This window comes from Burkholderia sp. BCC1996 (assembly GCF_905339955.1).
GTDB lineage: Bacteria > Pseudomonadota > Gammaproteobacteria > Burkholderiales > Burkholderiaceae > Burkholderia.
This window is the reverse complement of sequence record NZ_CAJPHM010000026.1, coordinates 55,004-78,869: the sequence shown is the minus strand read 5'-3', so window position 1 is coordinate 78,869 and position 23,866 is coordinate 55,004. Positions and strand designations below refer to the sequence as shown.

Below are 23,866 nucleotides of genomic sequence, written 5' to 3'. Positions count from 1 at the left end.
ACAGGGCTTGCATGACCTGCGTTGGTACGATTATGATTGAGCGCTCACTCATTAAAGGAATCGAACGTGGCCCGACCGCGCAGTCCCGACAAGCACGACGCCATCCTCGCTGCTGCCGCCCGCGCGCTCGCGGAGGACGGCGCGGGCGCGACCACCGCGCGCATCGCGCGGCTCGCCGGCGTGGCGGAAGGCACGGTGTTCACCTATTTCGAGACCAAGGATGCGCTGCTGAACGCGCTGTACCTGAGCCTGAAAGCGGACATGCGCGACGCGATGATGACCGGGTTTCCGGAGCACGCGCCGGCCGAACAGGCGATGCGGCATGCGTGGAACGGCTATGTGTCGTGGGGCGTCGCGAACCCGGACGGGCGGCGCGCGCTGCAGCAGCTCGGCGTGAGCGGCCGCATCGACGACTCGCATCGCGCGGCCGGCACCGAAGGCTTCGGCGCGATCAGCGCGTTGCTGCGTGCGCAAGTCGCCGCGGCGGGCGGGCTGAAGACCGACGACGCGCACGCGTTCTGCGCGGCGCTGTTCACGTCGATCGCGGAAACGGCGATGGAGTCGATCGCGCGCGACCCGGCGTTGGCCGATGCGTATCGCGAGGCCGGGTTTCGTGCGCTGTGGGCCGTGTTGCACGCGGTGTGAGCGGGCGATCGGCGTGACGGAAAGCTGAAGACGGGTGATCGGCGGCGTCTTGGGGTTCGGGCGCTGCCGCACCGATGGAAGGCGGTTTCAGGCAGGGCGAGGCGCGGTGAAAACGACCGTTTCATCGCCCATATTAATGAGTGAGTAGTCATTCATTTTTCAGTTTCAACTTTGTCGAGGAGTGGAAAAATGTCGAAAGTCTGGCTGGTAACAGGGGCCGCACGCGGCCTGGGGCGCTCGATCGCGGAAGCGGTGCTTGCGGCGGGCGATCGTCTGGTGGCCGGCGCGCGCGATCCCGCGCGGCTCGCGGATCTGGAAGCACGGTACGGCGACCGGCTGCTGCCGATGGAACTCGACGTGACCGACGCGGCGGCGGCGGAGCATGCGGTGGCGGCGGCCCGCGACGCGTTCGGCCGCATCGACGTGCTGGTGAACAACGCGGGCTACGGTCATACGGCACCGTTCGAGCAGATGGGCGCCGACGACTTCCGCGACCAGATCGAAACGAACCTGTTCGGCGTGGTCAACCTGACGCGCGCGGTGCTGCCGACGATGCGCGCGCAGCGCGCGGGCCACATCTTCCAGGTGTCGTCGGTCGGCGGGCGCACGGCGACGGTTGGCCTGTCCGCGTATCAGGCCGCGAAGTGGGCGGTCGGCGGGTTCAGCGACGTGCTGTCGAAGGAAGTCGCGCCGTTCGGCGTGCGCGTCTGCACGCTGGAGCCGGGCGGGATGCGCACCGAATGGGCCACGGAGGCGAAGCGCGCGGTCGACGGCCTGCTGCCCGACTATCAGCCGTCGGTCGGGAAGATGCTCGAATTGCTCGGCGCGTATGGCGGTCGTGAGGTCGGCGATCCCGCGCGGATCGCGGCGCTGATCGTCGAGCTGTCGCGTCGCGACGACGTGCCGATGCGCTTGCTGCTCGGCGGCGATGCGCTGTTCGTGTGCGAGCAGGCGGAAGCGCAGCGCGCAGAGGAGGCGGCGCGGTGGCGCGATACGACGCGGTCGACGATGTTCCCGGACGCGAAGCTGCCGGATGGGCTGCAGGCGTTGAAGCAGGTCGGGTAAGCGCGGGAGCCGGGGCAGCGCGGGTTCGCGCGAGCGTCGCGCCGATTGCCGCCGGCCGCTTGCCGATTGCCGATTGCCGATTGCCGATTGCCGATTGCCGATTGCCGACGCCGACGCCGACGCCGACGCCGATGCCGACGCCGATGCCGATGCCGATGCCGATGCCGATGCCGATGCCGATGCCGATGCCAATTGCGCGCGGAGACCCGAGGAAGACCGGGCGCATGCACGCCCCGGTCTTCGACGGCGATCGCCGTTGCCGGCGGTCCTCAGCGCCCCAGCGCGTAGAACTCCGCGTTCGGCCGCATGTTCGTCACGTTCGCGATGCGGTTCGACATCCCGAAGAACGCCGAAATCGCCGCGATGTCCCACGCGTCCTCTTCGGTGAAGCCATGCGACTTCAGCGTGTCGAAGTCCGCTTCGCCCACCTGGTGCGCGGTCTGCGAAACCTTCATCGCGAAGTCGAGCATCGCCTTCTGTCGAGCGGTGATGTCGGCCTTGCGGTAGTTGGTCGCGACCTGGTCGGCGATCAGCGGATCCTTCGCGCGGATGCGCAGGATCGCGCCGTGCGCGATCACGCAGTACTGGCACTGGTTCACGCTGCTGGTGGCCACGACGATCATTTCGCGTTCGGCCTTGGTGAGGTTGCCCGGCTTGTCCATCAGCGCGTCGTGATACGCGATGAACGCGCGAAACTCGTCCGGGCGATGCGCGAGCGTGAGGAACACGTTCGGGATGAAGCCCGACTTTTCCTGGACGGCCGCGATGCGTTCGCGAATGTCGTCGGGCAGGTCTTCGAGCGCGGGCACCGGAAAGCGGCTGACGGGCGCGTGGTCTGCAGCGGTCATGAGGTCTCCTGGATAAAGCGGCACGGGCGAACGCGATGCGCGCGCCACCGGCCGGGTATGAATCGATGCGTCGCCGTCGCCGTCGCCGTCGCCGGCGTCATGCGTTGACGTCCACGACGATGCGGCCGCGCACCTTGCCGCCGATCAGGTCCTCGGCGAGCGGGATGACATTTGCGAGGCCGACCTGATGGCTGATGGTGCCCAGTTTCTCGACGTCGAGATCGGACGCGAGCCTGCGCCATGCCTCCAGACGCTCGGCGCGCGGGCACATCACGCTGTCGATGCCGACGAGCGTCACGCCGCGCAGGATGAACGGCGCGACGGTCGCGGGGAAGTCCATGCCGGCGGCCAGACCGCAGGCCGTCACCACGCCGCGATAGCGCGTGGTCGCGCACACGTTGGCGAGCACATGGCTGCCGGCGACGTCGACCGCGCCGGCCCAGCGTTCCTTGCCGAGCGGCTTGCCGGGTGCGCCGAACTGCGAACGGTCGAGGATCTCAACCGCGCCGAGCTGGCGCAGATAGCCGGCATCGGCCGGGCGGCCGGTCACGGCGACGACGCGATACCCGAGCCGCGCGAGGAGGGCGGTGGCGACGCTGCCGACGCCGCCGGCCGCGCCGGTCACCACGATCTCGCCATCGTCCGGGCGCACGCCATGCCGTTCCAGCGCCATCACGCACAGCATCGCGGTGTAGCCGGCCGTGCCGATGGCCATCGCCTGTTGCGGCGAAAACGCGGACGGCAGCGGCACCAGCCAGTCGCCGTCGACGCGTGCCTTCTGCGCGAGGCCGCCCCAATGCGTTTCGCCGACGCCCCAGCCGTTCAGCACGACGCGGTCGCCTGCCCGGTAGTCCGGGTGCGTGCTGTGTTCGACCTCGCCGACGAGGTCGATGCCCGGCACCATCGGAAATTTGCGGACCACCGGGCTCTTGCCGGTGATCGCGAGCCCGTCCTTGTAGTTCAACGTCGAATAGCCGACCCGGATCGTCACGTTGCCCGCAGGCAGCTGCGCGTCGTCCAGCGTCTGCAGCCGCGCGTGCTGGCCGGTCTCGTCCTTGTCGATCACGATGCCCTGGAACATCCGTCCTCCTTTCTAGACCGATCGTCTAGTTAATGGCAAAAAAACTCAGCGGCGAGGCAATCCATTGAAGAAAAACTGTGCGAACAGCGCGAGCGGCACGTCGCTGCGTTCGAGTTTCGCGCGCAGCACGGCGCCTTCCCAGCCGATCCAGAAGAACGCGGCCAGCTCGGCGGGATCGGCCGAGGCCGCCAGTTCGCCGGCTTGCTGTGCTGCGACCAGGCAGTCGGCCAGACGGCGCTGCCAGTCCTCGAACGTCTCACGCAGGCGCGCGCGGAAACGCTCGGGCAGCGCGCCCATTTCCTGGCCGAGGTTGCCGATCAGGCAGCCTCGGCTGTATTCGTAGCGGGCCATGCCGTCGCGCGCATCGTCGACGAACGCGCGCACGCGCGCCAGCGGCGTTGCTTCAGTCTCGCTGAAATGACGGTCCAGCTTGCGCGCGAAGAACTCGGCGTAGCGATCGATCAGCTCGAGGCCGAACGCCTCCTTGCTGTCGAAGTAGTGATAGAACGAGCCCTTCGGCACGCCGGCGCGCCCGAGGATCTCGTCGAGCCCGGTGGCGGAAAAGCCCTTTTCGGTGAGCACCTCCAGCCCGGTGCGCAACAGCATGTCACGTGTCGCGACGAGGTCTTCGTGCTGCTTCGGTGGCCTGCCGCGGCGGCGCGGCGGATCGGTTCGAACGTCCATGGGCGAATAATAGACCGTTCGTCTCAAAAATCAATGGCGGGCGTGTCGATCGCGCCTGGCGAACGCGTGCCGGCGACCTTTGCCCGCGTTAACCCTGATTAATAAAGCTTATCGCGGTGAAAAATTCCGCATCTTATTGAACCGATATCGGCTCGCTATAGTGGCTCGCTTTCCCGCACGCACCGTTTGCGTGCGGCTGACACGCTGACGATCAGCAGGAGCCGCTTGATGACCACCGACGCCCGATTCACCGAAATCGAGGATCTGCTGCCCGCCGCCGGCGGGCTGCGCGAGATCCGCCATCACATTCACCGTCACCCGGAACTCGCGTACGAGGAGCACGAAACGGCGGCGCTCGTCGCGGACAAGCTCGAGCAGTGGGGCTGGCAGGTGACGCGCGGGGTGGGCAAGACGGGCGTGGTCGGCACGCTGCGCGCGGGCGACGGCACGCGCAGCATCGGCATCCGCGCCGACATGGACGCGCTGCCGATCCTCGAGGCGACCGGCCTGCCGTATGCGAGCGGCACGCACGGCAAGATGCACGCGTGCGGCCACGACGGCCACACCACGATGCTGCTCGGTGCCGCGCAACACCTCGCGAAGACGCGCAATTTCTCCGGCACCGTGCACCTGTATTTCCAGCCGGCGGAAGAGCACGGTGTCGACAGCGGCGCGAAGAAGATGATCGACGACGGCCTGTTCGAGCGCTTTCCGTGCGATGCGGTGTTCGGCATGCACAACCATCCGGGCGCGGCACCCGGCGTGTTCCTCACGCGGCGCGGCCCGTTCATGTCGGCCGGCGACAAGGCGATCATCTCGATCGAGGGCGTCGGCGGCCACGCGGCGCGGCCGCACCTGACGGTCGATCCGGTGGTCGTCGCGGCCAGCATCGTGATGGCGCTGCAGACGATCGTCGCGCGCAACGTCGACCCGTCGCAGCCGGCGGTCGTCACGGTCGGCTCGATGCACGCGGGCACCGCGAACAACGTGATCCCGAACGGCGCGCGTCTCGAACTCAGCGTGCGTTCGTTCAGCCCCGACGTGCGCGCGCTGCTCAAGCGCCGCATCGTCGAGCTCGCCGAGTCGCAGGCCGCGAGCTACGGCGCGACCGCGCACGTCGAGTACATCGAAGGCTATCCGGTCGTCGTCAATACGGATGCCGAAACGGATTTCGCCGCGCAGGTCGCGCGCGAACTGGTCGGCGACGCGCATGTGGTCGAGCAGGCCGACCTGCTGATGGGCAGCGAGGATTTCGCGTTCATGCTGCAGCAGCGGCCCGGCTCGTTCGTGCGGCTCGGCAACGGCGAAGGCGAGGACGGCTGCATGGTGCACAACCCGAAGTACGACTTCAACGATCGCAACCTGCCGATCGGCGCGGCGTTCTGGACGCGCCTCGTGGAGCGTTACCTCGGGCAGTAACCCCGGCGGCGGCACGCGACGAGCGGCCGGCGCTTCCGGCCGCATTGAGAGGAGAGACGAACGATGCAGAAAGACCATCTCGCGCTGCACCCCGCGTCGACGGGCGCCGCCGCAACCGATGCGCATGGCGCGCCGGCCGTCACGAAGCGCGGCGCGATCGCGGCGGCCGTGATCGGCAACTGGCTGGAGTTCTTCGATTTCACCGTGTACGGCTTTTTCGCGGTGCTGATCGGCAAGCTGTTCTTCCCGTCGAGCGATCCGACCACGTCGCTCTTGCTGTCGGTCGCGACGTTCGCCGCCGGTTTCTTCACGCGGCCGCTCGGCAGCGTCGTGCTCGGCGTCTATGCGGACCGCAAGGGCCGCAAGGCCGCGCTGAACCTGACCATCATGCTGATGGCGCTCGGCACCGGCCTGATCGCGATCGCGCCGACCTACGCGCAGGTCGGCGTGGCCGCGCCGCTGCTGGTCGTCGGCGCGCGGCTGATGCAGGGCTTCTCGCAGGGCGGCGAGTTCGGCGCGGCGACGTCCACGCTGATCGAGCAGGGCGGCACGTCGCACCGCGCGTTCCGCGCGAGCTGGCAGCTCGCGACGCAGGGCGGCGCGGCGCTGATGGGTTCGGGCTTCGCGGCGCTGCTGTCGAACACGCTGACGAAGGACGCGCTCGAGGGCTGGGGCTGGCGCCTGCCGTTCCTCGTGGGCGTGCTGATCGCGCCGGTGGGCATGTACTTGCGCCGCCGGCTCGCGGACGATGCGCCCGGCGACAACCATCACGGGATCGAACGCGGCGTGCTGCGCGAACTGTTCTCGCAGCACGCGCGCACGGTGCTGCTGCTGATGCTGACGGTGATGGGCGGCACGGTGTCGACCTACATCCTGACCTTCTACATGCCGACCTATGCGATCCATACGCTCGGGCTGCCGATGAAGCTGTCGATGTTCGTCGGCGTCGCGTCGGGCTGCGTGATGCTGGTGACGTGTCCGCTGTTCGGCTGGCTGTCGGACCGCCTCGGCAGCCGGCGCCTGCCGATCTTCGTCGGGCGCGGCGTGCTGGTGCTGCTGCTGTTCCCGGCGTTCTGGCTGATGAACCATCATCCGACGCTGTCGGTGATCCTGCCGCTGACCGCGCTGATGCTGCTGTTCTATTCGCTCGGGTCGGCATCCGAAATGGCGTTGATGTGCGAATCGCTGCCGCGCCACGTACGCGCGACGGGCATTTCGATCGCGTATGCGCTCGCGGTGACGATCTTCGGCGGCACCGCGCAGCTGGTCGCGACCTGGCTGGTGAAGACGACCGGCAGCAAGCTCGCGCCGGCCGGCTACGTGGCCGCGTGCGTGGTGCTGTCGCTGATCGCGGTCGCGATGTTGCGCGAGACGGCGCGCGAGTCGATGGACTGATGCGGGATGCCGCTGTCCGAAGCGACGCGGTGCAATTTCGTTTTCGTCAAATTGACGGGGCTGTGCCGCATCCCTAAATTGAGCGATGCGGAGGGGGCTCCGCGTTCCGAGAGAAGGGCGTTGCAAGCAGAGTCTGAGGGTTGAGCGGGCGGCTTATGCCGCCCGTCTTTATATCCGCGCTATCCGCGAATGATCGTGTTGCCGATCCGGCACGCGAAGTCACCGCTCACCCGCGCCGCGCGACCAGTTCCGACACCGTCTGCGCGGCCTGCTGCAGCGGCCCGAGAAACTCCTTCACCATCTGCTTCGCAGTGTGCCGCTGCGCGTTGCCGCTGATGTTCATCGCGGCGATCACCTGCCCGCGCCGGTTGCGGATCGGCGCGGAGATCGACATCAAGCCCACTTCCAGTTCCTGGTCGACCACGGCCCAGCCTTGCTGGCGCACCTGTGCGATCGTCGCCTTCAGTTCGCCGATGTCGGTGATCGTGCGCGGCGTATGCGCGCGGATGGCGCTCTGCGCGAGCGTTTCGTCGAGCGCCGCGTCGTCGAGCGCCGCCAGCAGTACGCGGCCCATCGACGTGCAGTACGCGGGCAGGCGGCTGCCGATCGACAGGTTGATCGTCATGATCTTGCGGGTCGGCACGCGCAGCACGTAGACGATCTCGGTGCGGTCGAGCACGGCGGCCGAGCAGCTTTCGTGGATCTGCGCGGACAACTGCTCCATCACCGGATCGGCGAGATTCCAGAACGGCATCGACGTGAGATACGCGAAGCCGAGCTCGAGGATCTTCGGCGTGAGCCGGAACAGCCGGCCGTCCGCCTCGACGTAGCCGAGCGTCTGCAGCGTCAGCAGGATCCGGCGTGCGCCGGCGCGCGTGAGCCCGGTGGCCGAGGCGACCTCGGTGAGCGTCTGCTCCGGGCGCTGGGCGTCGAATGCGCGGATCACCGCGAGGCCGCGCGCGAACGACTGCACATAGGAGTCGCCTGGTTTCGTCTGGATGTCTTCGGTTGTCATGAACGGTCGGATTGTCGTGCAGCCGAGAAGATAGCGCATGGGGCCTGACACGCCAACCGCACCGCGGACCGGGCGCTTGACAGGTCGTCCCCGCACTCCCTATGATGCGTTGAACGTTCGATGCACGATCTTATGTTCGTATATAGAACATTTAAGCGCATCCCGGTGGGCAAAGCAAGGGGCGCGTTTCACTCACTTCCCAGCTTGCATGAGACCGGAGACACTGATGACCGAAGCTTTTCTGTGTGATGCGATTCGTACCCCGATCGGCCGCTACGGCGGCGCGCTGTCCGGCGTGCGCGCCGACGACCTCGGCGCGGTGCCGCTCAAGGCGCTCGTCGAGCGCAACCGCGACGTCGACTGGACGGCGATCGACGACGTGATCTACGGCTGCGCGAACCAGGCCGGCGAGGACAACCGCAACGTCGCGCGCATGTCTGCGCTGCTCGCGGGTTTGCCGGAGGGCGTGCCGGGTTCGACGATCAACCGCCTGTGCGGTTCCGGGATGGACGCGGTCGGCGTGGCCGCGCGCGCGATCAAGTCGGGCGAGGCCGCGCTGATGGTGGCCGGCGGCGTCGAAAGCATGACGCGCGCGCCGTTCGTGATGGGCAAGGCCGCCAGCGCGTTCGCGCGCCAGGCCGACATCTACGACACGACGATCGGCTGGCGCTTCGTCAATCCGCTGATGAAACAGTTGCATGGCGTCGATTCGATGCCGGAGACGGCCGAGAACGTCGCGGTCGACTACAACGTCAGCCGCGCCGATCAGGACCTGTTCGCGCTGCGCAGCCAGCAGAAGGCCGCGCGTGCGCAGCAGGACGGCACGCTCGCCGAGGAAATCGTGCCGGTCACGATTCCGCAGAAGAAGGGTGATCCGGTTGTCTTTTCGCGTGACGAGCATCCGCGCGAAACGTCGCTCGAGACACTCGCGAAGCTTAAGGGCGTCGTGCGCCCGGACGGCTCGGTGACGGCCGGCAACGCGTCGGGCGTCAACGACGGCGCCGCCGCGCTGCTGCTCGCGAACGCGGAAGCCGCGAAGCGCTTCGGCCTGACGCCGCGCGCGCGCGTGCTCGGCATCGCGACGGCCGGCGTCGCGCCGCGCGTGATGGGCATCGGCCCGGCGCCGGCCACGCAGAAGCTGCTCGCGCGGCTCGGGATGACGATCGACCAGTTCGACGTGATCGAGCTGAACGAGGCATTCGCGTCGCAGGGTCTCGCGGTGCTGCGCATGCTCGGCGTCGCCGACGACGATCCGCGCGTGAACCCGAACGGCGGCGCGATCGCGCTCGGCCATCCGCTCGGCGCGTCGGGTGCGCGTCTCGTGACGACCGCGATGTACCAGCTGCATCGCACCAACGGCCGCTTCGCACTGTGCACGATGTGCATCGGCGTCGGCCAGGGTATCGCGATCGCGATCGAACGCGTCTGATCGCGCGATGCGGCGAAGCGCGCGGGATGCGCGCCGCTTGGCCGTACCTTTCCGGACGATGTGGCCGGCACGAGAAGATCGTCGTGTCGGCCACATCGTCATTCAGCCTCGTGATAGCCGCGCGATGCGTGCCGCGAGCGCGTCGATCTCGGTGTCCGCGAACACCTCGATGCCATGCTGGCGCAGCAACGCCGCCGTCACACCGGCGCCGGCATGCCGCCGTCCCGCAAAACTCCCGTCGTAAATGAAGCTGCTTCCGCACGACGGACTTCCGTCCGCCAGGATCGCGAAGCGGCAGTCGTGCGCGCGTGCCAGCGCGAGCGCGGCGTGCGCGCCGTCGACGAACGGGGCCGTCACGTCGGTGCCGTGCACGTCGACGATGCGCGCGGCACCCGACAGCACGCGTTGCCCCGATTCGCCTGCCGCGATCTCGGCGGGCGGACGCGGCACGCTCAATCCCCCCGCCAATTCTGGACACACGGGCACCAGGCGCCCTTCGCGCTGCCACCGTGCGAGCGTTTCATGCGCGGCGGTTTTCGCCGAGCCGTTGTAACGGACGGGGTGGCCGAGCACGCACATGCTGACGAGGATCTTCGGCGTGACCGGCGGCTGCGGCGTGTTCTGCAATGTCGTTCTCCGTGCGGGCGGTGTCGGGCGCGCGGAAATGTTGCGCGCGGGTGGCGTTCGCGCGCGTCAGGCCGTCGGCGCTTCCAGATGGATGTCCTCCGGCTCGAGCGCGTACAACGCCGGGTCGGGCGATGCGCTGACGGTGAAGCCGAGGCGCAGGTAGAAGTCGATCGTGCGCTGTGACGGCGTCGCGGACACGTAGAGCCGTGCGGCGCCCATCGTCCGTGCCTGCGCGCGGGCCGCGCGATAGAGATGCTCGCCGAGCCCGCAACCGCGCCAGGCCCGGCTCACGTGCAGGAACTTCAGCTGCAGCATGTCGCGTCGCGGGCCGAGCGGATCGGCGTCCACGATGACCGCCGCGACCAGCCGCGCGCCGTCGAACATGCCGAGACACCAGCCGCCGCGATCGTGGCAGTCGAGCAGGATCGGCGTGTAGTGCTCGGCTTCGCCGTCGGGCCAGCCGCGCACGTCGTAGAAGTCGGGGACGAGCTGCAGTTCGCCGTCGCGCAGCGCGTACAGATGATGGATGATCTCGCGCCGGTCGATGGTCCAGACGAGCGGCAGTTCGTCGCGGGTGAGCAGGCGTGCCGAGAGTGCGTCGCGTTCGGTGGCGGTGCGGCGTGTCATGCGGTGGTCCGGTGTGCAGCGCGTTGCGTGTGGTTGGGTGGGTGCGGCCGCGTGCCTGCTGCGGCGCCGCGCATGTCGTGCATGTCGTGCGTTTGCGGAATGCGCATCGTGTCGCGATCGCGGAAAAGCGCGGCCTGATCGTGTCTATCGCCGTCATGCGCAGGCCGTGCCGTATTCCGGGGCGGCCGATTCAATTGCAGCCGGGATTTTTTCATCGAGTTCAAATGCCGGTCGAATGGAGCAGATCAGGCAGAGTCGTTTCGCTGCGTGCAACGGCTGCGTAGATTGGCTCGTTGCAAGGGGTTATTCCATAAAGCATCGGTTCGCTTTCGCAAAGCGTCGGATGTGATTATCGCCGGATGACTTGATCGAAATCATGCAGTTGACCGAATTCGATCTTTCATGCGCTTCCGGATTAAGGTTTTTCCGGAGGGTGCCGACAGCAAGGACGAGACCGTCGTAAAGCGATAAACCGTTTTTCGGCTACTGAGCGTGATTTTCGCGCTGCGCGGATCCTGCAGCCGGATCCGCCTTTCGGAGCCCTGCATGCGCAACAACCAGCCTGTCACCCAACAAGAATTCGAATTTCCCGACGACGTCACGCTGATGTCGACCACCGATGCGGACAGCATCATCACATACGCGAATACGACGTTCGCGCACGTGAGCGGCTTCTCGACCGACGAACTCGTCGGCGAGCCGCACAACGTCGTGCGGCACCCGGACATGCCGAAGGAGGCATTCGCCGACATGTGGGCGACGCTGAAGAACGGCGAACCGTGGACCGCGCTCGTGAAGAACCGCCGCAGGAACGGCAATCACTACTGGGTGCGCGCGAACGCGGTGCCGGTGATGCGCGACGGGCAGCCGACGGGCTACATGTCGGTGCGCACCAGCGCGCCGCGCGACGAGATCGCGGCCGCCGACGCGCTGTACCGCGCGTTCCGCGAAGGCAAGGCCGGCCAGCGCCGTTTCCACAAGGGATTGGTCATCCGAACCGGGCTGCTGCGCATCGCGTCGCTGCCGCAGACGATGTCGGTGCGCGCGCGCGTTCATTCGGCGCTGTGCGCGCTGGTGCCGGCCGTCGTCGGCGCGGGGTGGGCGTGCGGGCTGACCGGCGGCGGGCTCGCGGCGTTTGCCGGTGCGGCGGTCGGTGTGGCGGTGGCGGCCGGCCTGTGGCTCGACGCGCAGATCGTGCGTCCGCTGAAGCGGCTGCACGACCAGGCGCTGAATGTCGCGACCGGCGCAAGCCGCCGCGGCGTGCGGATGAACCGCGTCGACGAGATCGGCATGACGCTGCGTACGATCAACCAGCTCGGGCTGATGTTCCGCTGGCTCGTCGACGATGTCAGCGAGCAGGTGCACAACGTGCAACGCGCGAGCAACGAGATCGCGCAAGGCAACAACGACCTGAGTGCGCGGACCGAACAGGCCGCGTCGAGCGTGCAGGAGACCGCGGCGTCGATGGCCGAGATGACGGCCACCGTCGACAGCAATGCGGAGACCGCGCTGCAGGCGAACCGGCTCGCCGTGTCCGCGAGCGAGGCGGCCGAGCGCGGCGGGCAGGCGGTGAGCGAAGTCGTCACGACGATGAACGACATTACCGACAGCTCGCGCAGGATCGCCGACATCATCGGCGTGATCGACGGCATCGCGTTCCAGACCAACATCCTCGCGCTGAATGCGGCGGTCGAGGCGGCGCGCGCGGGTGAGCAGGGGCGCGGTTTCGCGGTGGTCGCCGGCGAGGTGCGGGCGCTCGCGCAGCGCAGCGCGAACGCGGCGAAGGAAATCAAGACACTGATCGGCGCGAGTGTCGAGCGGGTCGAATCGGGCGCACGGATCGTCGACGGCGCGGGCAAGACGATGGAGGACATCGTCACGCAGGTGAAGCGCGTGTCGGACCTGATCGCGGAAATCAGCTCGTCGACGGCCGAGCAGAGCACCGGGGTCGCGCAGGTTGATCAGGCGGTCGTGCATCTGGACAACATCACGCAGCAGAACGCGGCGCTGGTCGAGCAGAGCGCGGCGGCATCGGAAAGCCTGAAGCAGCAGGCGACGCGGCTTGTGGACGCGGTGAACGTGTTTCGGTGATCGTCGGGCGCGCGTGCCAGCGCGCTCCCGCCACTGCGAGGCAACGCGAAGCAAATCGGGGCAAGGCGGCGATATCCCCGATTTTCGTTTCGATTTACATGAATTAAACGAGAGAGATTCGCATTCTCGATTCCGGATCGACTCGTGAATCCCGTCGGAACAAGCGTCGGAATGGTCAGATGATTGCTGGCGCAAGTATTTGATAAAGCTGGATTTTATTTACATATAAACAAAATGTTCGGCTGAATCAAGATGATGCGAAATTCATGCATATTTACCCGAAGCCGGCATAATGTTTTCGCCGGATTTGCCGAAAGCGCAGGAGTCTGATCGAACGCATGCGGGACGACCGCGATGCGGACGGTCTCGGTTCAATCCACAAGCGGACGCAAAGATCCGCAACCCGGGAACTCCAACACCATGCGCAATAACCAGCCTGTCACGCAACGCGAATTCGATTTTCCCGACGGCGCGACGCTGATGTCGACCACCGACGCGGACAGTTACATCAAGTACGCGAATGCCGCGTTCATTCAGGTCAGCGGATTTTCCCCCGAGGAGATCGAAGGTCAGCCGCACAACGTCGTGCGGCACCCGGACATGCCGAAGGAGGCGTTCGCCGACATGTGGGCGACGCTGAAGAACGGCGAACCGTGGACCGCGCTCGTGAAGAATCGTCGCAAGAACGGCGATCATTACTGGGTCCGTTCGAATACGGTGCCGGTGATGCGCAACGGGCAGCCGACGGGTTACATGTCGGTGCGCACCAAGGCGTCGCGCGACGAGATCGCGGCGGCCGACGCGCTGTACCGCGCTTTCCGCGAAGGCAAGGCCGGCAACCGCCGTTTCCACAAGGGGCTGATCGTCCGTACCGGGCTGATGCGTGTCGCGTCGCTGTTCCAGACGATGTCGGTGCGCGCGCGCGTTCATTCGACCCTGTGCGTGCTGGCGCCGGCCGTCGTCGGCGCGGGGTGGGCGTGCGGGCTGACCGGCGGCGGGCTCGCGGCGTTTGCCGGTGCGGCGGTCGGTGTGGCGGTGGCGGCCGGCCTGTGGCTCGACGCGCAGATCGTGCGGCCGCTGATTCAGTTGCGCGACCAGGCGTTGCGCGTCGCGACCGGCGAGAGTCGCACCGGCGTGGCGATGAACCGGGTCGACGAAATCGGCATGACGCTGCGCACGATCAACCAGCTCGGGCTGATGTTCCGCTGGCTCGTCGACGACGTCAGCGAGCAGGTGCACAACGTGCAGCGCGCGAGCAACGAGATCGCGCAAGGCAACAACGACCTGAGCGCGCGCACCGAACAGGCGTCGACCAGCGTGCAGCAGACGGCCGCGTCGATGGCCGAGATGACGGCCACCGTATCGAGCAACGCGGAGACGGCGCTGCAGGCGAACCAGTTGTCGGTTTCGGCGAGCGAGGCGGCCGAGCGCGGCGGACGGGCGGTGAGCGAAGTCGTCACGACGATGAGCGACATCACGGCGAGTTCGCACAAGATTTCCGACATCATCGGCGTGATCGACGGCATCGCGTTCCAGACCAACATCCTCGCGCTGAACGCGGCGGTCGAGGCGGCGCGCGCGGGCGATCAGGGACGCGGCTTCGCGGTGGTCGCCGGCGAGGTGCGGGCGCTCGCGCAGCGCAGCGCGAACGCGGCGAAGGAAATCAAGACACTGATCGGCGCGAGTGTCGAGCGGGTCGAATCGGGCGCACGGATCGTCGACGGCGCGGGCAAGACGATGGAGGACATCGTCACGCAGGTGAAGCGCGTGTCGGACCTGATCGCGGAAATCAGCTCGTCGACGGCCGAGCAGAGCACCGGGGTCGCGCAGGTTGATCAGGCGGTCGTGCATCTGGACAACATCACGCAGCAGAACGCGGCGCTGGTCGAGCAGAGCGCGGCGGCATCGGAAAGCCTGAAGCAGCAGGCGACGCGGCTTGTGGACGCGGTGAACGTGTTTCGTTGAAGGCGGGGAAGGCAGGTGACGCGGCACGGCGGAGAGGGGCGGCCCGCGCGTCACTTCCACGGGTGGCGTAGATCAAATCAGCGCCGGTTGCAACGGCGCACGGTGCTCGCGAACCTTGACGATCCGGTATTCGTTGCGAAGCCCGTCGTCGGTGACGATCTGCGTCTGGCGCAGATCGACGACCAGCACGTCGCCCTTTCCGAAGCGCTCGCCGGCATCGATCTTCGCGATGAACCGTTCGTCGTCCAGCGACGCATAGAACGCGGACGTGCCGTCGTGCACGCGCCATTTGTTGCCGTCCTTGAACACGACGGATTCGAGCTTCAGCATCTTGAGTGCGATCGTGTCGGTGACGATTTCGCCGGGATCGTCGCTGCTCGCGAACATACCGAGTTCGTCGCGTTCGATCGAGAGTTCGACGATGTCGTCGCGGACGATGCCGAAGCTGTCGATGCCGTCATGTTCGAGCGGCGAGAGCATTTTCTGCAGGTTGACGCGAACGGCCCGGTTCCGATACAGCCGGACGATGGGTTCATCGACGACGAAGCATTCCTGCTCCGACATCCAGATCCTGACATGCGCTCCGTCCGGCTCGGTGCGATGCGGTTTGCGCCCGCGCAGCGTGCGAATGAGGCCGATCAGCCCGCCGCCACCGATGATCCCCAATGCGGCGAGGATTGCCGGTGCGTTGCTGAACGCATTGGCGTTCGGCCCGGCGAACAGGTCGCGGATCTGGCTCGCGAGCGACTGGACGAAGATCAGCTCTGCATGGAATGAGCCGGACTTGAAGCCGCCCCTGACCTCGAGACGAACCTCGGAGTGGTCGCCATTGAGTTCCTTGTTGGCGGACGAGAACAGGTCGGCGATCGCGAGCAGCACCGGTGCGAGGTCACGCACGTCCATCCGGTGCTCGCCGAGCGCGGGCCCGTCGTAGACGACGTTGAACGGCTGGTGATTGCTCGGCCCGCCGCGCTTTTCCTCGGGCGGGCACGTACGACGATCGGCTGATCCGACGCTCATGTGCGGGCTCCCTTCGTGCGGGGCGCGATGCCGGGACGGGTGCGACGAAGCGCGACGAGGGCGCGGTGCGCGGGGGATACGCTGGTCGGGCGGATGGAGGAACTGTTCATGCGCAGGCAAACCTGATCGAGGTGGAACGCTCAATCTAGCGGCTGGCAGCGGAACGAGAAATCAGACTTGAACGAAATTGCCGAACGGCATGACGTTTGGCCGATGCGGCATCGACGTCGCGCACGGAACGCGTGCCGACATCGCGCACGGCAAGGTGACGCGGGCACGGCGGAGAGGAGGTACCGGCCCGCGTCGTGACCGCCCGGTTCCGGCCGGGCGGTCAGGGCCTGTCGCCGAAGCGCCAGGCCCCGAACCGTCAGACGGCGAGGCAGAGATACTTGATCACGACGTAGTCGTCGATGCCGTAGTGCGAGCCTTCACGGCCGAGGCCCGACTGCTTGACGCCGCCGAACGGCGCGACTTCGTTCGAGATCAGGCCCGTGTTCACGCCGACCATCCCGTACTCGAGCGCTTCGGCGACCTTCCACACGCGGCCGATGTCGCGGCTGTAGAAGTACGCGGCGAGACCGAACTCGGTGTCGTTCGCGAGGCGGATCACCTCGTCGTCGCTGCCGAACTTGAACAGCGGCGCGAGCGGCCCGAACGTCTCTTCCTTCGCGACCTTCATCGCCGGCGTGACGCCCGTCAGCACGGTCGGCTCGAAGAAGCCGTGGCCGAGCGCGTGGCGCTTGCCGCCCGTCACGACGGTCGCACCCTTCGCGAGCGCGTCCTCGATGTGCGCCTCGACCTTCAGCACGGCCGCTTCGTTGATCAGCGGACCCTGCGTGACGCCCGGCTCCGTGCCGCGGCCGACCTTCAGCTGGCCGACCGCTGTCGCGAGCTTCTGCGCGAACTGGTCGTACACGGCTTCGTGCACGTAGAAGCGGTTCGTGCACACGCACGTCTGGCCGCTGTTGCGGTACTTCGATGCGATCGCGCCCTGCACGGCGGCATCGAGATCGGCGTCGTCGAACACGATGAACGGTGCGTTGCCGCCGAGTTCCAGCGACACCTTCTTGACCGTCGCCGCGCATTGCGACATCAGCAGGCGGCCGACCGGCGTCGAGCCGGTGAACGACAGCTTGCGCACGATCGGGTTCGACGTCAGCTCGCCGCCGATCGCCTTCGGATCGCCCGTGACGACGCTGAACACGCCGGCCGGCACGCCCGCGCGTTCGGCCAGCACGGCCATCGCGAGGGCCGAGAACGGCGTCGCTTCAGCCGGCTTCACGACGATCGGGCAGCCTGCCGCGAGCGCCGGACCGACCTTGCGGGTGATCATCGCCGCCGGGAAATTCCACGGCGTGATCGCCGCGCACACGCCGATCGCTTCCTTCGTCACGACGATGCGCTTGTCGCTCGCCGGCGTCGGGATCGTGTCGCCGTACACGCGCTTGCCTTCCTCCGCGAACCACTCGAGGAACGACGCCGCGTAGCCGATCTCGCCCTTCGCCTCGGCGAGCGACTTGCCCTGCTCGGTGGTCAGGATCAGCGCGAGGTCGTCGGCGTTTTCCATCATCAGGTCGTGCCACTTGCGCAGAATCGCCGCGCGCTCCTTCGCGGTCTTCTTGCGCCATGCCGGCCATGCGGCGTTCGCGGCCTCGATTGCGTGGCGCGTCTCGGCCGTGCCCATCGCCGGCACGGTGCCGAGCAGGCCGCCGGTTGCCGGGTTGCGGACCTCGAACGACTCGCCGTTCGCCGCGCCTTGCCATTCGCCGTTGACGTACGCCTGCTGGCGGAACAGCGACGGATCTTTCAGTGCCAGGGTTTCCTGAACGGTGCTCATATGAATCGCCTGCCTTGAAAATGACGGATAAAAAGGCCGCCGCCGTCCTGACGACGGCGGCGGCGCATTCAGTTGACGTGGACCGGAACTCAGGCCGGCACGCCGACCGTTTCCTTCAGCACTTCCTCGAGGATCACGAGCGCTTCGTCGAACACGGCCTGCGGGATCGTCAGCGGGAACAGGAAGCGCACGACGTTCGAGTACACGCCGCACACGAGCAGCAGCAGCCCGCGCTCGAGCGCGCGCGTCTGCACGCGCTTCGTGAATTCCGCGTCCGGCTCGCCCGAACCCGGCTTCAGGAACTCGACCGCGATCATCGCGCCCGGGCCGCGCACGTCGGCGATCTGCGGCACGTCGGCCTGCAGCGAATTCAGCTTCGCCTTAAGTACGTCGCCGAGTTGCGTCGCACGGTCGCACAGCTTCTCTTCGTCGATGATCTCGAGCACCGCGTGCGCCGACGCGACGGCCAGCGGATTGCCCGCATAGGTGCCGCCGAGGCCGCCGGGCGCCGCTGCGTCCATCACGTCCGCACGGCCGACGACGCCCGACAGCGGCATGCCGCCCGCGAGGCTCTTCGCCATCGTGATCAGGTCGGCCAGCACGTCGTAGTGCTGCATCGCGAACAGCTTGCCGGTACGCGCGAAGCCGGTTTGCACTTCGTCGGCGATCAGCAGGATGCCGTGCTCGTTACAGATCTTGCGCAGCGCGCGCACGAATTCGGCCGGTGCCGGGTTGAAGCCGCCTTCGCCCTGGACCGGTTCGAAGATGATCGCGGCGACGCGCTTCGGATCGATGTCGGCCTTGAACAGCATCTCGATCGCCTTGATCGAGTCGGCCGTCGTCACGCCGTGCAGCGCGTTCGGGTACGGGGCGTGGAACACGTCGCCCGGGAACGGGCCGAAGTTCAGCTTGTACGGGGCGACCTTGCCGGTCAGCGCCATGCCCATCATCGTGCGGCCGTGGAAGCCGCCCGAGAACGCAATCACGCCCGGACGGCCGGTCGCGGCGCGCGCGATCTTGATCGCGTTTTCGACGGCTTCGGCGCCGGTCGTGAAGAACGCGGTCTTCTTCGGGAAGTCGCCCGGCGCGCGTTCGTTGATCTTTTCCGCCAGCTCGACGTACGACGCGTACGGGACGATCTGGTAAGCGGTGTGCGTGAAGCTGTTCAGTTGATCCGCGATCGCCTTGACGATCTTCGGGTGGCGGTGGCCCGTGTTCAGCACCGCGATGCCGGCGGCGAAATCGATGAAGCGGCGGCCTTCGACATCCCACAGCTCCGCGTTCTCGGCGCGGGCTGCGTAGAAATCGCACATCACGCCGACGCCGCGCGGGGTGGCGGCGTTCTTGCGGGCCTGCAGGTCGGCATTCTTCACGGTCATCTCCTTGATGTTCTGTCCGGTGGGATAAAAATCGGCCGCATTGGCAGCCCATGGAGGCGACTATAATCACATTTGGCTCTGGCAATCAGAGCCATTTCAATAAATATTCAGGAGCCAATCATGCGCGCAAGCGTGTTGTCGGACTGGCTGGCGCAGCGCCTCGTGCGCGGCGGCGAACAGCCGATCTACCGGCAGCTGCACCGGCTGCTGCAGCAGGCGATCCTGTCGCGCGAACTGCCGGCCGGCACGCGCGTGCCGTCGTCGCGGCTGCTGGCGGCCGAGCTCGGGATCGCCCGCAACACGGTCACGCAGGTTTACGAACAGCTTGCGCTCGAAGGTTATGTGAACTCGGCGACGGGGCGCGGCACGTTCGTCGCCGACAGCGCGCCGGACGAGATCGTCGGCGCGTCGCCCGACCCGGCCGCCGGCCCGGCGGTGGCGCCATCGTCCGCGCGGCGGCTGTCCGCGCGCGGCACGCGGCTCGTCGAGGGCGCGGGCGTGTCGAAGCGCCAGGGCGGCGCGTTCATGCCCGGCGTGCCCGATGTGTCGCGCTTTCCGGCGCGCGTGTGGACGCGGCTGCACAACAAGTACTGGCGGAGATTGCGCCCCGATTTGCTGACCTACGCGCCGGGCGGCGGCCTCGCGCTGTTGCGCGAGGCGCTGGCCGACTACCTGCGCACGTCGCGTTCGGTGCGCTGCACGCCCGAGCAGATCGTGATCACGACCGGGATCCACCAGTCGATCGACCTCGCGGTGCGGCTCCTGACCGATCCGGGCGACGTGATCTGGACCGAGGATCCGTGCTACTGGGGCGTGCGCAGCGTGCTGAACGTGTCGGGGCTGACCACGCGGCCGATTCCGGTCGACGACGAAGGGATCGCGCCGTCGGCCGCCGATCTCGCCGAGCCGCCGAAGCTGATGCTCGTCACGCCGTCGCACCAGTATCCGCTCGGGATGGTGATGAGCCTCGCGCGGCGCCGGATGCTGCTCGAATACGCGCGCCAGCACGGCTGCTGGATCATCGAGGACGACTACGACAGCGAATTCCGCTACGGCAGCCGGCCGCTCGCGTCGCTGCAGGGGCTCGATACGGCCGGGCAGGTGATCTACGTCGGCAGCTTCGGCAAGACGCTGTTTCCGGGGCTGCGGGTCGGCTATCTGGTCGCGCCGGAGCCGCTCGCGGAGAGCTTCGCGACCGCGAGCGCCGAGCTGTATCGCGAAGGGCAGCTGCTGCAGCAGGCGGTGCTCGCCGAGTTCATCGCGGAAGGGCACTTCGTGTCGCATATCCGCAAGATGCGCACGCTGTACGGGCAGCGCCGCGAGGTGCTGCTCGATGCGGTCGCGCGCCGCTACGGCGACACGCTGCAGGCACTCGGCAGCGATGCGGGGCTGCATCTCGTCACGCGGCTGCCGGACGGGGTCGACGATCGCGCGGTCGCGCAGGCCGCGCTCGAACGCAATATCGTCGTGCGGCCGCTGTCCGGTTATTACGCGGAGCGCGAACGCGCGGCGTCGGGCTTGCTGCTCGGCTATGCGTGCGTGCCGGAGGACGAGATCGCGACGGCGTTCGCGACGCTGGCCGAGGCGATCGACGAGCGGGCGTTCGACGGGATGATTGCGGCGGCTTGACGTGTGCGGCAGTTGCGGTGACGACCAACGCTCGAGACGGCAGAGCGCGATGCGAAAGTCACGTATGAGAGGGAGTCGATATGGATCAGCGTTTTCAAGCAGGTCCAGGTCAATTGTCTCCGCCGCGCGGAGACAATTGCCTCGCCTGGAAAAACCTCGGCGGCAAGCACACAACGGCCCAACTGCCGAGTGCACCGGACCTGCCGTGACTGCCGGTCCTTCCTGAGGGCATACGCACGCGCGTCAAAGCCGGATCAACGCCGCGCCCGCGACCACCAGCGCGCATGCTGCGAGCCGCTGCGCGCCGGGCCGCTCGCGCATCACGAACCAGCCGATCGCGACCGCGAAGATCGAGCTTGTCTCGCGCAGCGCCGATACCGTCGCGACCGGCAGATGCCGGTACGCGAGAATCACGATTCCATAGGCGGCGAGCGAGATCGTGCCGGCGAGCGCACCTTGCCGCAGCGACGCGCGCGAACCGAACACCACGCGCGGGCCGCCGCGCATCGCGCACACCAGCACGAGCTGCGGCACGCTCCACAGCAGATAAACCCACACGATATAGCCGAGCGCGCTGCCCGACACACGCGAGCCGATGCCGTCGCAGATCGAATACGCGGCGATGAACACGCCCGTGAGCAGTGCGTACGGCACGCCTTCGCCGGAGAACCGGAAGCCGCGCCGCAACGCGAGCGACATGATGCCGAACGACACGAGCGCGATGCCCGCGAAGCCGAACGGCGTCGGTCGCTCGTGCAGCATCGCGAGCGCCAGCACCGATACGAGCAGCGGCGAGATCCCGCGCGCGATCGGGTAGATCTGCCCGAACTCGCCGTTGCGGTATGCACGCGCCAGCGTGAAGCAGTACGCGACCTCGAGCACGGCCGACGCCGCGACATACGGCCACGCGGCGGGCGCCGGCGCGGGCAGCAGTACGACGCCCGCAATGCCGAACGCGAGATACGGCAGCGACATCGTGCCGAGCTGGACGAGACGGTCTTCGCTCACGTGGAGGAATGCATTCCAGATCGCGTGCAAGAGGGCGGAGCACAGCACGAGGCCGATGAACAGGTGATCCATGAATGAGCGAGCGGACGAGGGCGGGCGCCGTCAATTATGTGGGTGTCGGGCGCGCTCGCGCGGAATTGTCGATAATAGAACGTTGTTATTCACCGGATGCCGACGATGACCGAAGCCCCCCTCACCCCGCCCGCCGTTCCGCGCCTCACGAGCCTGTCGCATGGCGGCGGCTGCGGCTGCAAGATCGCGCCGGGCGTGCTGTCCGAGCTGCTGAAGCGGGCGACGCCGCCCGCGCTGTTCCCGGACCTGCTGGTCGGCACCGAGACCTCCGACGACGCGGCCGTCTACCGGCTGAACGACGAGCAGGCGATCGTCGCGACGACCGACTTCTTCATGCCGATCGTCGACGATCCGTTCGACTTCGGCCGTATCGCTGCAACCAACGCGCTGTCCGACGTCTATGCGATGGGCGGCAAGCCGATTCTCGCGCTCGCGCTGGTCGGGATGCCGATCAACGTGCTGCCGCACGAGACGATCGCGGCCGTGTTGCGCGGCGGCGAATCGGTGTGCGCGGATGCCGGCATTCCGGTCGCGGGCGGCCATTCGATCGATTCGGTCGAGCCGATCTACGGGCTCGCGGCGATCGGCGTCGTGCATCCGTCGCGCGTTAAGCGCAATGCGGCCGCGCGCGCGGGTGACGTGCTCGTGCTCGGCAAGCCGCTCGGCGTCGGCGTGCTGTCGGCCGCGCTGAAGAAGAACCAGCTCGACGACGCGGGCTACGCGCAGATGGTGGCGACGACCACCAAGCTGAACCGGCCGGGCGCCGAACTCGCCGCGCTGCCGGGCGTGCATGCGCTGACCGACGTCACGGGCTTCGGGCTGCTCGGCCATACGCTCGAACTGGCGCGCGGCGCGAAGCTGACCGCACGCGTGCATTACGCATCGCTGCCGTGGCTGGCGGGCGTCGAGGCGTTCGTCGCCGACGGCGTGTTCACCGGCGCATCGGGCCGCAACTGGGCCGCATATGGCGCCGACGTGCGGCTCGCCGACGGGCTGCCGCCCGTCGCGCAGGCGCTGCTGACCGATCCGCAGACGTCCGGCGGCCTGCTGGTCGCGTGCGCGCCGGATGCGGTCGACGACGTGCTCGCGTGCTTCCGCGCCGACGGCTTCGACCGTGCGGCCGTGATCGGCGAGATGGTGGACGGGCCCGCGCGCGTCGACGTCGCCTGACGCGGTTTTTTTCACGCTGGATCGCTGTCGGTCGCTAGAATCGATGCCTTCCCTCGAAGGCGTCGACGACCGATGAACGATTTCCTGTTCGGGCTGATGATCGCGCTGTCGGTCGGGCCCGTCGCGCTGATGATTGCGAACTACGGGATGCGCGCCGGCACCGCGAGCGGCGTGCGCGCGGCAATGGGCGTGGCGTCGGCCGACGGCTGCTATGCGCTCGTCGCGTTCACCATTGGCGCGATGCTCGCGAGCACGCTCGCGTCGCACCTGCCGCTGTTCCGCTTCGTCGGCGCGCTCGTGTTGCTTGCAATGGGCGCACGCATGCTGGGGCGCGCGTTGCAGGATCGGCGCCGCACGCTGAACGGCGCCGCGCCGCCGCCGGGCGCGCGCCCGTTCACGTCGATGTTCTTCGTCACACTCGCGAATCCGCTGACCATCCTGCTGTTCTATGGCTATGCCACCGCAGCGGCCGGTGCGCATCGGCACTGGCTGCTCGGTGCCGCGTGCGTGTTTGCCGGCAGTCTCGCCGGGCAACTCGTGTTCGCGTTCGGCGGCAGCGCAATCGGGCGCATCGTGAAGTCACCGCGATGGCTCGCCGCGAGTCATGTGGTGGCCGCACTGGTCGTGCTCGGTTATGGCGTTGCGGGGATGCTTCGCGTCTAGCGGCTCGAGCGCAGTCGTCGGTCACGATCATTGGCGGAAGATGTGGCGATTTCATATCGAACAACCGAGTAGCATTCCTGATTTTTTTTGTCAGGCGGCATGCGAACCGGGCGTACAACAATCGCGAGACGAAACACCGCCCGCCGTTTCGTAGTCGGGTTCCGCATCGCACACGCGCGTTCTATACTCCCTCGCGC

General features: G+C 67.4%; 20 protein-coding genes. 10 read left to right on the top strand and 10 right to left on the bottom strand.

Going from position 1 to position 23,866, the window contains the following annotated elements:
- Positions 1–66 precede the first annotated feature (66 nt).
- Positions 67–645, top strand: coding sequence for a TetR/AcrR family transcriptional regulator (locus tag U4Z64_RS30075; protein WP_321821873.1), 579 nt, complete (start codon positions 67–69; stop codon positions 643–645).
- A gap of 189 nt (positions 646–834) precedes the next feature.
- Entirely contained in the window at positions 835–1,710 is an 876-nt protein-coding gene (locus tag U4Z64_RS30070; RefSeq protein ID WP_321821872.1) for an SDR family NAD(P)-dependent oxidoreductase, read from the top strand.
- 269 nt (positions 1,711–1,979) lie between these two features.
- Here the strand turns inward: U4Z64_RS30070 and U4Z64_RS30065 are convergent, their stop codons facing one another.
- The 3 genes from U4Z64_RS30065 to U4Z64_RS30055 all read right to left on the bottom strand — a co-directional run bounded on the left by U4Z64_RS30065 (position 1,980) and on the right by U4Z64_RS30055 (position 4,323).
- Positions 1,980–2,558, bottom strand: a complete 579-nt coding sequence (locus tag U4Z64_RS30065) for a peroxidase-related enzyme (protein WP_044845836.1) — start codon at positions 2,556–2,558, stop codon at positions 1,980–1,982.
- Positions 2,559–2,655: 97 nt separating this feature from the next.
- Positions 2,656–3,639: an MDR family oxidoreductase gene (locus tag U4Z64_RS30060; protein ID WP_321821871.1), complete on the bottom strand. Its 984-nt coding sequence runs from the start codon at positions 3,637–3,639 to the stop codon at positions 2,656–2,658.
- Positions 3,640–3,684: 45 nt separating this feature from the next.
- On the bottom strand, positions 3,685–4,323 hold the full coding sequence (locus tag U4Z64_RS30055; protein WP_044845834.1) for a TetR/AcrR family transcriptional regulator: 639 nt from the start codon (positions 4,321–4,323) through the stop codon (positions 3,685–3,687).
- Positions 4,324–4,551: 228 nt separating this feature from the next.
- Between U4Z64_RS30055 and U4Z64_RS30050 the strand changes: the two genes are divergently transcribed.
- Positions 4,552–5,742: a M20 aminoacylase family protein gene (locus tag U4Z64_RS30050; RefSeq protein WP_321821870.1), complete on the top strand. Its 1,191-nt coding sequence runs from the start codon at positions 4,552–4,554 to the stop codon at positions 5,740–5,742.
- Positions 5,743–5,805: 63 nt separating this feature from the next.
- On the top strand, positions 5,806–7,137 hold the full coding sequence (locus U4Z64_RS30045; protein WP_321821869.1) for an MFS transporter: 1,332 nt from the start codon (positions 5,806–5,808) through the stop codon (positions 7,135–7,137).
- A 226-nt stretch (positions 7,138–7,363) separates the two neighbouring features.
- Here the strand turns inward: U4Z64_RS30045 and U4Z64_RS30040 are convergent, their stop codons facing one another.
- Positions 7,364–8,152: an IclR family transcriptional regulator gene (locus U4Z64_RS30040; protein ID WP_321821868.1), complete on the bottom strand. Its 789-nt coding sequence runs from the start codon at positions 8,150–8,152 to the stop codon at positions 7,364–7,366.
- A gap of 226 nt (positions 8,153–8,378) precedes the next feature.
- Here U4Z64_RS30040 and pcaF point away from each other — a divergent pair, with 226 nt between their 5' ends.
- Positions 8,379–9,581, top strand: coding sequence for a 3-oxoadipyl-CoA thiolase (gene pcaF / locus U4Z64_RS30035; protein ID WP_321809868.1), 1,203 nt, complete (start codon positions 8,379–8,381; stop codon positions 9,579–9,581).
- Between the two features lie 102 nt (positions 9,582–9,683).
- Here the strand turns inward: pcaF and U4Z64_RS30030 are convergent, their stop codons facing one another.
- Together U4Z64_RS30030 and U4Z64_RS30025 are read right to left on the bottom strand one after the other, a co-directional pair.
- Complete coding sequence (locus U4Z64_RS30030; protein WP_415749136.1) at positions 9,684–10,160, bottom strand: DUF523 domain-containing protein; 477 nt, start codon at positions 10,158–10,160, stop codon at positions 9,684–9,686.
- A 114-nt stretch (positions 10,161–10,274) separates the two neighbouring features.
- Positions 10,275–10,835: a GNAT family N-acetyltransferase gene (locus U4Z64_RS30025; protein WP_321821866.1), complete on the bottom strand. Its 561-nt coding sequence runs from the start codon at positions 10,833–10,835 to the stop codon at positions 10,275–10,277.
- A gap of 546 nt (positions 10,836–11,381) precedes the next feature.
- Between U4Z64_RS30025 and U4Z64_RS30020 the strand changes: the two genes are divergently transcribed.
- Both U4Z64_RS30020 and U4Z64_RS30015 read left to right on the top strand, forming a co-directional pair.
- Entirely contained in the window at positions 11,382–12,926 is a 1,545-nt protein-coding gene (locus U4Z64_RS30020) for a methyl-accepting chemotaxis protein (protein WP_321821865.1), read from the top strand.
- Between the two features lie 420 nt (positions 12,927–13,346).
- On the top strand, positions 13,347–14,891 hold the full coding sequence (locus U4Z64_RS30015) for a PAS domain-containing methyl-accepting chemotaxis protein (RefSeq protein WP_044845772.1): 1,545 nt from the start codon (positions 13,347–13,349) through the stop codon (positions 14,889–14,891).
- 72 nt (positions 14,892–14,963) lie between these two features.
- Here U4Z64_RS30015 and U4Z64_RS30010 read toward each other — a convergent pair whose 3' ends face one another.
- The 3 genes from U4Z64_RS30010 to U4Z64_RS30000 all read right to left on the bottom strand — a co-directional run bounded on the left by U4Z64_RS30010 (position 14,964) and on the right by U4Z64_RS30000 (position 19,127).
- The gene (locus tag U4Z64_RS30010; RefSeq protein WP_321821864.1) at positions 14,964–15,911 is read right to left on the bottom strand and encodes a hypothetical protein; all 948 of its coding nucleotides are present in this window, start codon (positions 15,909–15,911) and stop codon (positions 14,964–14,966) included.
- A 367-nt stretch (positions 15,912–16,278) separates the two neighbouring features.
- Positions 16,279–17,748: an NADP-dependent succinate-semialdehyde dehydrogenase gene (gene gabD / locus U4Z64_RS30005; protein ID WP_321821863.1), complete on the bottom strand. Its 1,470-nt coding sequence runs from the start codon at positions 17,746–17,748 to the stop codon at positions 16,279–16,281.
- A gap of 89 nt (positions 17,749–17,837) precedes the next feature.
- On the bottom strand, positions 17,838–19,127 hold the full coding sequence (locus tag U4Z64_RS30000; RefSeq protein ID WP_044845769.1) for a 4-aminobutyrate--2-oxoglutarate transaminase: 1,290 nt from the start codon (positions 19,125–19,127) through the stop codon (positions 17,838–17,840).
- Positions 19,128–19,247: 120 nt separating this feature from the next.
- Between U4Z64_RS30000 and U4Z64_RS29995 the strand changes: the two genes are divergently transcribed.
- On the top strand, positions 19,248–20,756 hold the full coding sequence (locus U4Z64_RS29995; RefSeq protein ID WP_321821862.1) for a PLP-dependent aminotransferase family protein: 1,509 nt from the start codon (positions 19,248–19,250) through the stop codon (positions 20,754–20,756).
- A gap of 243 nt (positions 20,757–20,999) precedes the next feature.
- On the opposite strand, the gene U4Z64_RS29990 is transcribed toward U4Z64_RS29995, so the two are convergent.
- The gene (locus U4Z64_RS29990; RefSeq protein WP_321821861.1) at positions 21,000–21,836 is read right to left on the bottom strand and encodes a DMT family transporter; all 837 of its coding nucleotides are present in this window, start codon (positions 21,834–21,836) and stop codon (positions 21,000–21,002) included.
- 105 nt (positions 21,837–21,941) lie between these two features.
- Here U4Z64_RS29990 and selD point away from each other — a divergent pair, with 105 nt between their 5' ends.
- Both selD and U4Z64_RS29980 read left to right on the top strand, forming a co-directional pair.
- Complete coding sequence (gene selD, locus U4Z64_RS29985; RefSeq protein ID WP_124520046.1) at positions 21,942–23,006, top strand: selenide, water dikinase SelD; 1,065 nt, start codon at positions 21,942–21,944, stop codon at positions 23,004–23,006.
- Between the two features lie 72 nt (positions 23,007–23,078).
- Positions 23,079–23,669 carry a LysE family translocator gene (locus U4Z64_RS29980; protein ID WP_321821860.1) on the top strand — a complete coding sequence of 197 codons (591 nt, stop codon included), beginning with the start codon at positions 23,079–23,081 and terminating at the stop codon, positions 23,667–23,669.
- The last annotated feature ends 197 nt before the right edge of the window (positions 23,670–23,866 follow it).